The sequence below is a fragment of the Nocardia sp. NPDC127526 genome (genome assembly GCF_042672265.1).
GTDB lineage: Bacteria > Actinomycetota > Actinomycetes > Mycobacteriales > Mycobacteriaceae > Nocardia.
The window spans coordinates 41,895-56,395 of the sequence record NZ_JBHXVO010000033.1 but is presented as its reverse complement, the minus strand read 5'-3'; the positions used below and the strand labels follow the sequence as shown (position 1 = coordinate 56,395).

Genomic DNA, 14,501 nt, shown 5'->3' with positions numbered 1-14,501 from the left:
GTGTGATTCTTGGTCGGCCGGATCCCCTGAACTGCCACAATGGATCCGCGACGAGGAGCCGAGGACGCAATGACCAGTTCCGAACACCCGCTCACCGTCGGATCGCGATTCGGGCCCTACCGGCTCGATCGGCTGATCGGGCGCGGGGGCATGGGCGAGGTGTATCAGGCCTACGACACGGTCAAGGACCGGACCGTGGCCATCAAGGTCCTGCCGGAGCGCATGGCACAGGATCCGGTGTACCGCCAGCGATTCCAGCGCGAATCCCATGCCGCGGCCCGGCTGCGCGAGGCGCATGTGATTCCCATTCACGACTACGGCGAGATCGAGGGCCGGCTCTTCATCGATATGCGCCTGGTCGACGGCGACAGCCTGCGCGCCCTCCTGCAGCACGCCGGACCCGGTTCTCCCGAGCGCACCGTGCGCCTGCTGGAACAGGTCGCCTCCGCCCTCGACGCCGCGCACGCCGACGGGCTGCTGCACCGGGACGTGAAACCCGACAACATCCTGCTCACCAAGGAGGGTTTCGCCTATCTGGTGGATTTCGGCATCGCCCAGTCCACCACCGACGACACCCTCACCAGCGCCGGCGGCGCGGTCGGCTCCTACCGCTACATGGCCCCGGAACGATTCAGCTCCCGCGAGCTCACCCCCGCCGCCGACGTCTACGCCCTGGCCTGCGTGCTGTTCGAATGCCTCACCGGCACAAGACCTTTCTCCGGCGAGACCGAGGCGCAGATCATGAGCGCCCATCTCTTCGCCCAGATCCCCCGGCCCAGCCAGGTCCGCTCCACCGTGCCGGAGACCTTCGACCCGGTCATCGCCCGGGGCATGGCCAAACTCCCCCAGGACCGCTACCCCACCGCGGGAGCCCTGGCCGCCGCCGCCCACGCCGCCCTCAGCGCGGCGCACGCCGCGGCGGGCATCGAGCCGAGTCCCGGTGCGCGCACCGGTGCGTGGGCGCACACCGGCATGGGTCCCAGAAGCCCGCAGCCGCAACGAGACGTCACGCCCACCGGAACGGGCAGGCACCCCAGCGAGGCCAGAACAGAAGCCGACCCCACCGCGCGAACGACCGGGGCGATGCATTGGACCGGCGGGCCGCCACCGTCCGGCCCGATGCGCCCCGGGACGGATCCGGGACGGCCGCACACGGATCCGGGACGGTCCGGCACCGGTCCGGTGTGGACGGGTTCGGCCGGGACAGGCTCGACCGGGACGGGTGAGCGGCCGGATGGCCGGTCCGACCGCACCGGCGGCAACGACACGGGCAATACCCGTCGGCGCGGGCGCGGCCTGCGGCGTGCCGGCGCGATCCTCGCGGTGGTGGTATTGGTCGCCGCCTCATGGGGGTTCGCCGGGTGGGCCTATGTGAGCGGGACCCGGGATGGCGTGCCAACGGCGATCGGCACGGCACTGACCGCGGATGACGTCGAATTGCTGAAGATCGTCCCGGGCGTCGGGTACAAGCGAGCCAATTGCTATCACGAGAAGCCCGACAGTTCCATGACGGCGATCTTTCTCTGCTTCGCGCGGCCCGAGGTGTCCTCGCCCACCGCGCGCTTCTTTCGCTTCCGCACCGTGGAGGGGCTGCACAGCTACTACGAGGATCTGACGCGCGCGATGAGCAGCGCCAGTTGCCCCGGCGATCCCGCGGGGCTCGACGCGCCATCCCTCGTCGACGGCAAAGAAGTGGGTCGCAAGACCTGCTTCGCGAACAAGACGGAGACGCCGGACGCACCGAAGCCGAGCCTGCTGCTGACCAATGACGCCGCCATGGCGCTGGCGCTCTATATCTGGGCCGATCCCGCCGAAACCGCGCTGCGCGATTACTGGGCGACGAAGAACTACGGGCAGTTCCGCGCCGCGGACAAGGCCAAGGATCCGGACTTCTTCACCGCCGAGGACCGGGAACTGATGGCGCATACCGGCGACAGCTACCGCGCCCCGAACTGCATCCACTCCGATCCGCCCGCGGGCCCGGCCAGTGCGATCATCGACTGCGGGACCGCCCTCGACGAACCCGGCGTCAGTTTCGTCGGTTTCCCGGATCGGCAGGCGGCGAGCATCCTGTATCAGGCCAATCTCGGCGCCTTCCCGGGCCACGCCTGTGGCGGCACCGGATCCGATGCCGTCTGGCGCAAGGAGATCGGCGCGGTGGGGCGCTACTTCTGCTTCACGAGCAAGGACCCCGACAGTCCCGTGCCCTGCTTGCTGGCCATGCACGACGAGTTGCATCAAATAGTGGTGGTCTGCGCCCAGAACGAGGACAGTCCGGCGAAGGGTCCCAAAACCGAAGCGGCAGTGCAGACCTGGTTCCAAGAGAACTTCGGGTAGACGAGAATGCTCGAATGACCGATATGCGCCGATCTCTATCGGTCGGTTCGTTTTTCGGCCCCTATCGATTGGTCCGACTCGTCGGGCGCGGCGGTATGGGCGAGGTGTACGAGGCCTATGACACGGTGAAGGACCGCACCGTGGCGATCAAGGTGCTGCCCGAGCGGCTGGCCCAGGATCGGTTGTACCGGCAGCGGTTTCAGCGGGAATCGCATGCGGCGGCGCGGCTGCGCGAGGCGCATGTGATCCCGATCCACGACTACGGCGAGATCGACGGGCACCTCTACATCGATATGCGGCTGGTGGACGGGGAAAGTCTGCGGGCGCTGGTGCAGCGCGGTGGATCCCGGTCACCGGAGTGGTCGGTGGATCTGGTCCGGCAGATAGGCTCCGCCCTCGACGCCGCGCACGCCGACGGGCTGCTGCACCGCGATGTGAAGCCGGACAATATCCTGGTCTCCCGGGGCGGCTTCGCGTATCTGGTGGATTTCGGTATCGCCCAATCGAGTTCGGACGAGTCGCTGACCGGAGAGGGCGCGGTCGGGTCGTTCCGCTATATGGCGCCCGAGCGGTTCGGTTACCGCGATCTCACTCCGGCCGTCGACGTCTACGCCCTGGCCTGTGTGCTGTTCGAATGTCTCACCGGCACACAGCCGTTCGCGGGCGAGACCAATGAGCAGATCATGCGGGCCCACCTGTTCGATCCGCCGCCCCGGCCCAGCGTCGTGCGGCCGGGGCTTCCGGTGGCCTTCGACGCCGTCGTGGCGCGGGGCCTCGCCAAGGAGCCGGGCGAGCGCTACCGCAGCGCCGGTGAGCTGGCGGCCGCCGCCCGCGCGGCGCTGACCGGAACCGCCCCGAACAATGCCGACTCCACGACGGTGTGGACGCCGGCCATCGGCCCGACCGAATCGGTGCGAATGCCGGATCCGGTGACCGTCCGGTCCACTCCCCCACCGCAATCCGGCCGCGGCCGGCGGATCGCCGCCCTGCTGGGCACGCTGCTGCTGCTCATCGCCTCGCTGTGCTTCGCGGGCTGGTCGGCGACCCGGCTCACCACGGCCGGTGCGGCGCTGCCGGATGCCACCGCCCTGCAGCCCGCCGATATCGAATTGCTGTCCCTGGCGGCGAGTACCGGATACAAGCGCGCCAATTGCACACGCGCCCAACCGGATGACACCACCGTCGCCGCCGTCACCTGCGCCGCGAACCCGGCGGCGGACACCCCATTGACGCAGTTCTGGCGTTTCCGCACCGTCGATGATCTGCGGGACCACTACAAGTCGCTGGTGCTGAGCACTTTTCGCGGCGCGAGCTGCCCCGGCGAACCGGCGGGTCAGGACGGCGTCTCCCTCGGATTCGACGGCGCCGTGGCGGGACGCCAATCCTGTTTCGCGAACTACGCGGTCGCCGCGACCGACCCGCTGCCCAGTCTGGCCGTGACCAATGAGACGGTGCTGGCCCTGGCGATCTACACCTGGGTGTACCCCTCCGATACGCCGCTGCGCGACTACACCGCCAAGAACAACTTCGGGCAGTTCCTCACCTCGCCGGAGCACGGCGATCCCGACTTCTTCACCGAGGCCGACCGGGCGGTGTTCGCCCGCACCGGCCCGGCCTACACCCGCGCCAACTGCGCGCGCAACGAACCGGCGGAACCCATGTCCGCGCTGCTGACCTGCATGGGCCGCGCCGACGGGCCGAATGTGGTGATCATCGGCTATCCCGAGATGACCGCGGCCTACATCGGCTATCAGGCGCGGCAGCGGCAGCTGCCCGGACATGCGTGCGGCGGCAGCGGATCCGATGCCGAGTGGGTGCGGGCGAGCATGGTGGTCGGCCGGTTCTTCTGCTTCACCGAGACCGCCGGTCAGCGCGAACGCCCGTGCCTGGAGGCCGTGCACGACGACTGGCATCTGGAGTACAAGTTCTGCGCCCAGCGCGAGGACAATCCGTCCACCGGGCCCAAAACCGAAGCGCAGCTGCTGGCCTGGTTCCGGGCGAACTTCGGATAGAAGTGGTGCCGGGTTCCCTCCGCAGCGGGGAACCCGGCACCGGCCGGGCACCGGTGTGGGCGGTGACCGACGTGGGGTGTGCCCGGGCCGGGCACGGGTCAGTGGGCGTCGCGGACGGTTTCCACGGCGCGGGTGAGCAGGCCGAGGCCGTAGGCGATTTCGTCCTCGGTGGTGGTCAGGGGCGGGAGCAATTTCACCACTTCATCGGCGGTTCCGGAAGTCTCCACCAGCAGGCCGAGTTCGAAGGCGATGCGGCAGACCTTGGCGGCCTGGGAGGCGTCGTCGAAGACCAGGCCGTGCACGAGGCCGCGGCCGCGGGTGGTGATGCCGGGGAAGTTCTCGGTCAGTGCGGTCAGGTGTTTGCGAATGCGGTCGCCCTTGGCGAGGGTGGCGTCGGTGAGGCGGCCGTCGGACCAGTAGTGGCGCAGCGCGGTGTCGGCGGTGACGAAGGCGGCGTTATTGCCGCGGAAGGTGCCGTTGTGCTCGCCGGGGGCCCATTGGTCGAGTTCGGCGCGCATGAGCACCAGGGCCATCGGGAGGCCGTAGCCGCCAATGGATTTGGACAGGGTGACGATATCGGGGCTGATGCCGGCGACCTCGAAGGAGAAGAACGGGCCGGTGCGGCCGCAGCCCATCTGCACATCGTCGACAATGAGCAGGATGCCGCGGGCGGCGCAGAGGTCGGCCAGGCGGCGCAGCCATTCGACGCGCGCCACATTGACCCCGCCCTCGCCCTGCACGGTCTCCACGATGACGGCGGCCGGCCTGTCCAGGCCCGAGGACGCGTCGTCGAGCGCGCGGCGCATCCACGAGAAGTCCTCGGGCTCCGCGAGATAGCCGTCGTAGGGCATGGGGGTGGCGTGCACCAGCGGCACGCCCGCCCCGGCGCGCTTGGCGGCATTGCCGGTCACCGAGAGCGCGCCCAGGGTCATGCCGTGGAAGGCATTGGTGAAGTTCAGGACGGTGGTCCGCCCGGTGACCTTGCGCGCCAGCTTGAGCGCGGCCTCCACGGCGTTCGCACCGGTCGGTCCCGGGAACTGCACCTTGTAGTCCAGCCCGCGCGGCACGAGCAGCACATCGCGGATGGTCTCCAGCAGACGGCGTTTCGCCACCGTCGACATGTCCAGCCCGTGCGTGATGCCGTCACCGGTCAGGTAGTCGATCAGCGCCTGCTTGAGAATCGGATTGTTGTGCCCGTAGTTGAGCGCGCCCGCCCCCGCGAAGAAGTCCAGGTAGTCCTTGCCGTGCTCATCGGTGAGCCAGGAACCGCGGGCGGTATCGAACACCGTCGGCCAGGATCGGCAGTAGCCGCGCACATTGGATTCGAGCGCCTCGAAAACAGTCGTCTCGGCAATCGTCATCGGTGATCCTCGCGTCGCAGCAAAGTGAAACGTGGTTGTTTCTACCACCGGCGGCCATGACCCCGGATGGTTTTCGGCGTTTTCGCCAGCCATGGTGGCGACCCGAGAGCGCCCGTAGGAGTTTGTAAAGAGTTTCGGGGGGAAGACCCTGAGGGCCTCAAGAGTTGGTAAGGGGTTTCAGGGGAAGCCCCTGAGAGTCCCGAGAGTTGGTAGGGTCAATCTCTTGTGCGCGTCGACGTGGGGGTTTATTGGCAGTTGGTCAGAGCCGGATTCCGCAGACAATCGCGATACCGGCTGGCCATGGCCGCGGGTCTGATCACCAATGTCATCTTCGGATTCGTCCGCGCCGCGGTGCTGATGGCCGCGGTGGCGGTCAACCCCACCTTCGGCGGCTACTCCGACGGCACCATCGGCGCCTATATCTGGCTCTCGCAGGGGCTGCTGGGGGCCATCGCCTTCTGGCACCTGCCCGATATCGTCGAGCGCATCCGCACCGGCGATATCGCCATCGACTTCCTGCGCCCCATCGACATCCAATTCGCGCACACCGCCGAATATCTCGGCCGCGCCGTGTGCACCCTCATCCCGCGCGGTCTGCCCAGCATCGCGGTCGGCGCGCTCACCTTCGGGCTGGCCTTCCCCAGTACGCCCGGCCCCTACATTCTCGGCGCCATCAGCCTCGTGCTGGCCATGGCGGTGTCGTTCCTGTCCATGTTCGCCGTCTGCCTGACCGGATTCTGGCTCATCGAGACGCGCGGTATGCGGGCGCTGCACATGATCCTCGGCACCTTCCTGGCCGGGCTGTTCGCGCCGGTGCACCTGTTCCCGGACTGGCTGCGCGTCATCGCCTACGCCACCCCGTTCCCGTCCATGCTGCAATCGCCCATCGATGTGCTCTCCGGCCGCACCACCGGCCTGGACGCCGTGCAGCACGTTGCGGTGCAATGCTTCTGGCTGCTCGCCCTGGTGGCGGTCGGCCAGCTCATGCTGCGCGCCGGACGCCGCAAGCTGGAGGTGCAGGGTGGCTGACACACGCCCGTCCGCCCTCGCGCCCTACCGCGCGGTGCTGGCCTCCCGCATCCGCGCGCAGCGGGCCTACCCCCTGTCGTTCGCGACCGAGGTGCTCAGCGCCTTTCTCATCGGCCTGGTCGAATTCGCCGAAATGTGGGTGATCTTCACCAATGTGCCGCAGCTGGGCGGGCTCACCCTCAATGGCATGCTGCTGCTGTTCGGGCTCAGCAATACCTCCTTCACCATCGCCGATATGCTTGTCGGACATGCCGATACGCTGCCGACGTATATCCGGATGGGCCGGCTGGACGCCTTCTACCTGCGGCCGCAACCCCTGCTGCTGCAGCTCATGACCAGCGATATCGCCCTGCGCCGGGTGGCGCGCATCGCGGTCGCGGTCACCGTGCTCGGCTTCGGCCTCGCCCGCAACGACATCGACTGGACCCCAGCGCATATCGCGCTGTTCACCATTACCCTGATCGCCGGCGTCGCCATCTTCGCCGGCCTGTTCATCTGCGCGGCCGGCGTGCAGTTCTTCCTCATCGACGGGGCCGAGCTGACCAATGCCTTCACCTACGGCGGGTCCTATGCCTCGATGCAGCCCACCTCGGTCTTCCCCACCTCGATGAAACTCGTTTTCGCCCTGTTGATTCCGGTCGCCTTCACCTCGTATCTGCCCACCATCGCGCTGCTCGGGCTGCCCGGCCCGGCACTGCTGCCGAGCTGGCTGGCGTGGGCGGCGCCGGTGGCCGCGCTGTGGGTATGGGCGGCGGCGCTGTGGGTGTGGCGGCAGGGCACCAGGCACTATCAAGGAGGCGGCGGGTGAGCGAGCCCATCATCGATATCGAAGGCCTGACACGGACTTTCGTGCTGCACCGCAAGGAGGGCCGCTGGCGGCGGCGGCGCGAGGTGCTCACCGCCGTGGACGATATGAGCTTCCGCATCGAGCGCGGTGCGGCGGTCGGATACATCGGCGCCAACGGCGCGGGCAAGTCCACCACCATCAAGATGATCACCGGGATCCTGGTGCCGAGCGCGGGGCGGCTGCGCACCTGCGGCCTGGATCCGGTGCGGCAGCGGCGCGAACTCGCCTCCCGGATCGGCGTGGTGTTCGGGCAGCGCTCGCAGCTGTGGTGGGATCTGCCGCTGCGCGAATCGTTCTCCATCCTGGCCGCCATCCATCGCCTGGAGCCCGGCGCGGCCGCGGCGCGCACGCACGAGCTGGTGGAGCAGCTGGAGATGGCGGGCACCCTGGACACCCCGGTGCGGCAGCTGTCGCTGGGCCAGCGCATGCGCGCCGAGGTCGCCGCGGCATTGCTGCACTCGCCCGAACTGGTCATTCTGGACGAGCCGACCATCGGCCTGGATGTGCTGTCCAAGCAGCGATTACGGGAGTTCCTGCGGCTGGAGCGCGCCGAGCGCGGCACCACCCTGCTGCTCACCACCCACGATATGGGCGATATCGAGCGGCTGTGCGAGCGCGTGCTGGTGGTCGACCACGGCAGCCTGGTCTACGACGGCTCGCTCACCGGGCTGGCCGCCACCGTGGGCGCGCACCGGGTGCTCACCGTCGATCTGGCCGAGCCCACACCCGATCTCACCGATCTGCCGGGCGCGAAGCTGCTGGACACCGAAGGGGCGGGCCTGCGCCAGCGCCTCGCCTTCGATACCGAGTCCACCACCGCCGCGCAGTTGCTCGCGGCGGTGTCGGCGCGCGCCGAGGTCCGGGATCTGTCCATCGAGGAACCGGACATCGAGGACGTGGTGCGCCGGATCTACGAGGCCGCCGGTTCGCTGAAACCCTGAACGGCGCGCCTGTGAGCCGTTGTTCACGCCGTTGTCTCCTGCCCGACGCGAACAGCACATCTGCTTCTCATGAAATGTGACGGGATGTTGGCTGATGTCAGGAGTGAGCGTGGCTATGCGGGCGGCGAGGTTGTTGCCGAGGGGTAGCGTGAAGCTCACGGCGGCACGCGATCTCACCCGGCCGCGCACCATTCGCGCGCGGCTGCGGCGCATTCTCGTGGTCTCGGTGGCGCTGGTGCTGGCGCTGCTCACCGTCATCATCGTCACCGAGACCGACCGCTACCGCGATACCGGCGATGCCGTCGGCGCGGTGAACCTGGCGCTGGCCGTCCAGGATCTGGTGCACGAGCTGCAGCGCGAGCGCGGCATCACCAATGGCCTGCTCGGCGGTGACGGCACCCTGCGCAATTCCGTCAACGATCAGCGCGCGCTCACCGATCTCGCCCTGCACGCGCTCACCCGCACCCTGGACACGCTGCCGGCCGGCGCCGACAAGGTGCGGTCGGCGCTCGAACAGCTCTCCGGGCTCAGCGCCAATCGCGCCGATGTGGACGGCGGCCGCATCGGCGCCTCGGTCTCGTTCAGCTTCTACACCAATGCGATTCTCGGGCTGAACCAGGCGCGGCCGAGTCCGGAGGAAACCTGGGACACCGCGCTGTGGCGGGGCCTGCAGACGCTGTTCGCGCTCGGCGATGTCAAGGAGTACACCGCGCAGGAGCGCGGCTTCCTCAACGGCGTCTTCACCAAGGGCGAGTTCACCGGCCGGGAGTACGTGCAGTTCCTGGATATTCGCGCCGGGAAACAGGTGGCCATCACCGCCTTCGCCCGCGACGCCACCGCCGCGCAGCGCTCCCGGCTCAATGACATCCTGCGCATCGATGCCGCCCTGCGGGTCGGCGAGGCGGAGTCGGTGGCCTTCGACTCGGTGCGCGGCCCGCTGACCGAGCCCGTCGACGCCTCGCTGTGGTGGCGGCACATGACCGAGGTCATCGATGCCGAACACGCCGCACAGGGCCGCATCGGCGCCGAGATACGCGATCGCGCCGATGAATTGCGCCGGGACGCGTTCCTGTGGCTGACCGCCTACGCCCTGGCCGCCGCCCTCGCCCTGGCCGCGCAGATCGCGCTGGTGGTGGCCACCGTGCGCGCCATTGTGCGGCCGCTGGCGGAACTGGCCGAGGAGGCCGGCGAGGTCGCCGAGCGGCGGCTGCCACAGCTCATCGAGGCCTGGCACGACGACTCCGGCTCCGAACCCGAGCCGCCGGAACCGGTGCGCGCCGATGAGAGCGCCGGCGAGGAGATCGTCTCGGTGGCGCACGCCCTCGATCGCGTGCAGGCCACCGCCTTCGAACTCGCCTCCGCCCAGGCGCGACTGCGCCGTAACACCACCGAATCCATGGCCAACCTGGCCCGGCGCAATCAGAATCTGGTGCGCCGCCAGCTCGGGCTGATCAGCGATTTCGAGCGCGAGGAGCTCGATCCCAAGGCGCTGTCCAATCTGTTCGAGCTGGATCACCTGGCCACCCGTATGCGGCGCAATGCCGAGAGCCTGCTGGTGCTGGTCGGCGAGTCCGCGCCGCGGCGCTGGTCGCAGCCCATTCCGCTCAGCGATGTCATTCGCGCCGGCCTGTCCGAGGTCGACGACTACCGCCGCGTGGTGTTGCGCCGCGTCGACGAGGTGGCCATTACCGGCGCGCAGGTCAGCGACCTCGCTCATATGCTGGCCGAGCTCATCGAGAACGGATTGTCCTTCTCCCCACCGGATCTGGAGGTGGAGATCTACGGCCGCCGGATGGGCCAGCGGTACATGATCGCCGTGGTCGACCACGGCGTCGGCATGCCGCCCGAGCAGCTCGCCACCGCCAATGCCCGGCTGCGCGGCGAGGCCGACTTCCTGGTCGCGCCCACCCGGTTCCTGGGTCACTTCGTGGTGGGCCGCCTGGCCAAGCGCCTGGGCGTGGAGGTGGAGCTGACCGTCTCCCCGGTGAGCGGCGTGGTGGCGCGGCTGCTGCTGCCGCAGACCCTGCTCGCCGATCGGGACTCGACCGCGCCCGATCTGCCCGCGGCCGAGCCGAAACACGCCGCGGCGCACGCGCAGTCGGCGAAGACGCCGGGCGGATCCCAGGCCGGGCGGCATCGCTCGCCACAGGCATCGGCCGAGGGCGCGATCGAAACACCGTCCGCCACAGCCGATCTCCTGCGCACCGGCACCACCGATCTCCCCGTCGCGTTCGACGACAAGGCGGGTTCTATCAACAACGCCCCCATCAACAGCGCCTCCATCAACAACGGCTCCATCAACAACGGCTCGATCAACAACGGCTCGATCAACAATGGGGCCGTCATCGAGGCCGTCAACGGCGCGCGCGGCGGCGTACGCGTCAACGGCATCGCGACCGCACCGCACCAGATCGAACCCGTGCCGCTCCGCGTCGCACCGGATTCCCCTGCGGAACAGGCGCTCTCACCGGAGGCCGAGCCGGTGCCGGTGGGCGCGAACACATCTCACGACGCCGTTCCGGAAACGGTGCCGGAGGTGCAACGTACGCGAAACGGTCTCGTCAAGCGCAACAGGAAGACTCGTGAGCATTCGGGCGCCGCGCCGGGCAGCGCCCAATCCGCTTCGGACACCCCACCCGAGGCGAACCCCCGGCCCACCCCGCCGCTCGCGGAACGCTCCCCCGAGCAGGTGCGCAGCATGCTCGCCGGCTTCCGGACCGGGCATCAGCGCGGCGAGCGCGGTGAGCCACCCCGCCCGGGCTCGAATCCCTAGGAGGACCCGCACGTGACGACCCACTACACCGAGACCGATCCGCACACGTTCAACTGGCTGCTGGCCGATTTCGTGCGCACCACCGACGGCGTCCGCGACGCCGTCGCCGTCTCCTCCGACGGATTGCTCATGGCCATGTCCGCCGGCCTGGATCGCACCGGCGGCGACCGGCTCGCCGCCATTGTGTCCGGGCTCACCAGTTTGGGCCGAAGCGCTTCGCGCAGCTACGATTTCGACGGTCTGCGGCTCATCATGATCGAGATGGGGCGCGGATTCCTGTTGGTCTCCTCGGTCGCCAACGGCAGCTGCATCGGCGTGATCGCCGACAGCACCGCCGATGTCGGCCTGGTCGGCTATCAGATGGCCGTCCTGGCCGAGCGCGCCGGCACGCTCCTCACCCCGGCGCTCATCACCGAATTACGGGAGTCGTTGGGCCGATGAGCGATGCGCACCGCCTCCCGGACCCCCGGATGATCCGGCTCGCCCAGCCCACCGGCTGGACCGGAGCCACTTCCTCGCTGCCGCATCCGGCGGCCGGCGAGTTCGACGAGCAGGTGGTGCGGCCGTTCATGATGACGGCGGGACGCACCACACCACTGGTGGACGGCCTGCGCATCGAGACCCTGGTGCGCGCCACCCCGGCCGCGCTCACCGCACCGCTGCGGTTCGAGCAGGAACGGGTGGCGCGGCTGTGCCAGCGCCCGCATTCCATTGCCGAAATCGGCGCCGCCCTGCGGGTGCCGGTCGGCGTGGCCCGGGTGCTGGTCAGCGATCTGGTCTCGGCGGGCCATGTCGCGGTGAGCGAGGGAAGTGAACTCTCCATCGCCGCCATCGAAAGGATTCGAGATCTTGTTCGGGCACTCTGAAAATTCCGCGCCGGCGCTGGCTTCGTCGGTGAAGATCGTGGTCAGCGGCGGCTTCGGCGTCGGCAAGACCACGCTCATCGGGGCCATCTCCGAAATCGAGCCGCTGGCCACCGAGGCCGCCATGACCGAGGTCTCCGTCGGCGTGGACAATCCGGGCCTGGCGTCGGGGAAGACCACCACCACCGTGGCGCTGGACTTCGGCCGCATCACCCTGGATTCGTCGCTGGTGCTCTATCTGTTCGGCACGCCCGGACAGGAGCGCTTCGAATTCCTCTGGGACGATCTGCTCGACGGCGCGCTGGGCGGGGTCATCCTGGTCGACACCGCGCGCGTCGAGGACTGCTATCCGGTGCTCGACTTCTTCGAACAGCGGCGCACGCCGTTCGTGGTGGCGGTCAACCGGTTCCAGGCCGCGGAGCGGTTCGAGCTGGAGGAGGTCCGCGAGGCGCTGGACATCGATCCGGCGGTGCACATGATGGATTGCGATGCGCGCGACCGGGAATCGGTCAAGCACGTTCTCGTAGCGCTGTTGGAACAGATCTTGCAGGCGCGGCGCACGCCCGCGCTCATGGGCTGAGGCCCGGACCCCCGCAGCAGGTCCGGGCCCCGCGGCATCAAAAACGCCCCGGGCGCGTCGCACCCGGGGCGCTGCCCGAAAACCCTTCGAATGAAGTAGCTTTAGCGGCCGAACGAGCCGGTGAAGAGGGTGTTGAGGATACCGCTCAGCGCCGCCGAACCGGTGTTGAACAGGCCGTTGAGGGCAGCGGAACCAGTGTCGATGATAACCGGGATCATTTTTCAACCTCTCTGTCGGTAACGCCGTCGATCGGGATTTCCGGTCGGCGACGTGACCCACCTTGCCGAGGCATGCTTACGAGACCCTGGTCTGTTGCTGTGATGTTGCTGAGACGCGATGTGACCCCTCGCACACCGCTGCGCGCTACTTCGGGGCAGTTCCTTCGGCCGAATAGAGACTCACTTCGCCGTCCTCCCCCAGGAACGCGTTGACCAGCATCGTTCCGCTGGAACGCAATTCATCGGGCGTCGGCGCCGCGGTGGTGATGGAAATCTGCGGGACCGCCGCCCAGTTCACCACATAGCGTTCCGGCGGGCCGTTGTCGCCGGAGAGATGCGCCAGCCGGAAGACCGACACCTGCCGGCGAACAATCAGACTCCGCACGACTTCGGCAATTCGCTCCGGGTCTTCCAGCGCGAACATGAAGCCGAATCGCAGCTCCGGTGACGAGGCATAAGCGGGCACGAATACCGAGGCTAACGGACCACGGCCCGTATCGCCCCCGGCACGCCGCAGCGATAGCTATTCATAAGCCTAAGAAACAGACTGCTCGGACTACCCGGCGGTACGACCCGGCCCGGCACTGTCCGCACCCGTTCCGGCAAGCGCCGCAAAGGTGTCGATAGGCCCCCGAACGCAGCGCCCACGTGACCGTACCGAGATGCAGTATAACGATTTTCAGGCAGCTTCCCCGATCACGCGCCAGGTGGTTGCGCCGGTTCGACTATCGCGCTTTCCTGAATATGTCCCGCATTTCCTGGACAGTCTTCTATCGCATCGTCGCGGATTTCCCGGTTTCTTCACCGTGTCGTTTGGTGATGGCTGTGCGTTCCGGGATGCGGGACTGCGCCGGAGCCGAGGGGAGCCCCTCCCCGAAACCCCCTCGGCCCTGGCGCATCCAGTCGACTACGGCCTAGGGGCTAAGGGTGGGAACTATGGCAACCGACTACATCGGTGCGGGATTCGGGGCCGAGCTTCCGCCGCCATCACTGCTGTTGCGCGCCTTCCGCGATCCGGTATCCATCGACCGGCCCGATCGGGAAGTGCTCGATTCCGCCTATGAGCTGGCCCGATGCCATGAGCGCCGGCATCGCGCGCACGAGGCCGCGCACGCCGACGGGGCCACGCCCAGCCGGGTGGCGGACTGCAGCCAGCTCGTCGAGGACATCGACGAACGGCGCACGCAACTGGTGGCGCGGATCGACGATTGGGTGGCGGGGCACATCCCGCACCGCAACGGAGCCTCGCTGCACACCGAGACCCTCGGGGCGGTCATCGATCGAATGGCGGCGAAATGGGTTGCCGCACAACAGGCTTTGGGCGGGCCGCTGCCGGCCGCGCGGTCGGCGAAGAATGGCGACGGGCGGGCCCGGCCGCGCACCGGGCCGCACCGGGTGAGCGAGGACCGGCCCCGCAACGGCGACAGCGAGGCGCACCTGCACTGGTATCGCCTCGCCGAACTCGCCGACGGCTACAAGGACCTGATCACCGAGGTGGCGCAGCACCGGCGGCGGCTGCCGGTGTGGTGAGCCCACTCTT

At 68.5% G+C, this 14,501-nt stretch carries 12 protein-coding genes; 10 read left to right on the top strand and 2 right to left on the bottom strand.

What is annotated here, in order from left to right; translation table 11 throughout:
• The first annotated feature begins 69 nt into the window (after nucleotides 1-69).
• Together ACFVIV_RS33760 and ACFVIV_RS33755 are read left to right on the top strand one after the other, a co-directional pair.
• Complete coding sequence (locus tag ACFVIV_RS33760; RefSeq protein WP_379203467.1) at nucleotides 70-2,337, top strand: protein kinase; 2,268 nt, start codon at nucleotides 70-72, stop codon at nucleotides 2,335-2,337.
• 14 nt (nucleotides 2,338-2,351) lie between these two features.
• Nucleotides 2,352-4,349: a serine/threonine-protein kinase gene (locus tag ACFVIV_RS33755; RefSeq protein ID WP_379203465.1), complete on the top strand. Its 1,998-nt coding sequence runs from the start codon at nucleotides 2,352-2,354 to the stop codon at nucleotides 4,347-4,349.
• A gap of 98 nt (nucleotides 4,350-4,447) precedes the next feature.
• Here the strand turns inward: ACFVIV_RS33755 and ectB are convergent, their stop codons facing one another.
• Nucleotides 4,448-5,710: a diaminobutyrate--2-oxoglutarate transaminase gene (ectB, locus tag ACFVIV_RS33750; protein WP_379203464.1), complete on the bottom strand. Its 1,263-nt coding sequence runs from the start codon at nucleotides 5,708-5,710 to the stop codon at nucleotides 4,448-4,450.
• 300 nt (nucleotides 5,711-6,010) lie between these two features.
• Here ectB and ACFVIV_RS33745 point away from each other — a divergent pair, with 300 nt between their 5' ends.
• From ACFVIV_RS33745 to ACFVIV_RS33715, 7 genes are all read left to right on the top strand, one after another.
• Nucleotides 6,011-6,739, top strand: coding sequence for an ABC transporter permease (locus tag ACFVIV_RS33745; protein ID WP_379203462.1), 729 nt, complete (start codon nucleotides 6,011-6,013; stop codon nucleotides 6,737-6,739).
• Nucleotides 6,732-7,547 (top strand): ABC transporter permease, encoded by an 816-nt coding sequence (locus ACFVIV_RS33740; RefSeq protein ID WP_379203460.1) that lies wholly within the window; start codon nucleotides 6,732-6,734, stop codon nucleotides 7,545-7,547. Before ACFVIV_RS33745 ends, ACFVIV_RS33740 begins: the two co-directional genes overlap by 8 nt.
• Nucleotides 7,548-7,651: 104 nt before the next feature.
• Nucleotides 7,652-8,527, top strand: a complete 876-nt coding sequence (locus ACFVIV_RS33735; protein WP_379203507.1) for an ATP-binding cassette domain-containing protein — start codon at nucleotides 7,652-7,654, stop codon at nucleotides 8,525-8,527.
• Between the two features lie 148 nt (nucleotides 8,528-8,675).
• On the top strand, nucleotides 8,676-11,300 hold the full coding sequence (locus ACFVIV_RS33730; protein ID WP_379203458.1) for a nitrate- and nitrite sensing domain-containing protein: 2,625 nt from the start codon (nucleotides 8,676-8,678) through the stop codon (nucleotides 11,298-11,300).
• 12 nt (nucleotides 11,301-11,312) lie between these two features.
• Nucleotides 11,313-11,741: a roadblock/LC7 domain-containing protein gene (locus ACFVIV_RS33725; protein ID WP_379203456.1), complete on the top strand. Its 429-nt coding sequence runs from the start codon at nucleotides 11,313-11,315 to the stop codon at nucleotides 11,739-11,741.
• Nucleotides 11,738-12,166 carry a DUF742 domain-containing protein gene (locus ACFVIV_RS33720; RefSeq protein ID WP_379203454.1) on the top strand — a complete coding sequence of 143 codons (429 nt, stop codon included), beginning with the start codon at nucleotides 11,738-11,740 and terminating at the stop codon, nucleotides 12,164-12,166. Before ACFVIV_RS33725 ends, ACFVIV_RS33720 begins: the two co-directional genes overlap by 4 nt.
• Nucleotides 12,167-12,194: 28 nt before the next feature.
• Nucleotides 12,195-12,743, top strand: coding sequence for an ATP/GTP-binding protein (locus tag ACFVIV_RS33715; protein ID WP_379203452.1), 549 nt, complete (start codon nucleotides 12,195-12,197; stop codon nucleotides 12,741-12,743).
• Nucleotides 12,744-13,106: 363 nt separating this feature from the next.
• Here the strand turns inward: ACFVIV_RS33715 and ACFVIV_RS33710 are convergent, their stop codons facing one another.
• The gene (locus ACFVIV_RS33710) at nucleotides 13,107-13,427 is read right to left on the bottom strand and encodes a hypothetical protein (protein ID WP_067539159.1); all 321 of its coding nucleotides are present in this window, start codon (nucleotides 13,425-13,427) and stop codon (nucleotides 13,107-13,109) included.
• 470 nt (nucleotides 13,428-13,897) lie between these two features.
• Here ACFVIV_RS33710 and ACFVIV_RS33705 point away from each other — a divergent pair, with 470 nt between their 5' ends.
• Complete coding sequence (locus tag ACFVIV_RS33705) at nucleotides 13,898-14,491, top strand: DUF4254 domain-containing protein (RefSeq protein ID WP_379203450.1); 594 nt, start codon at nucleotides 13,898-13,900, stop codon at nucleotides 14,489-14,491.
• Nucleotides 14,492-14,501 lie beyond the last annotated feature (10 nt).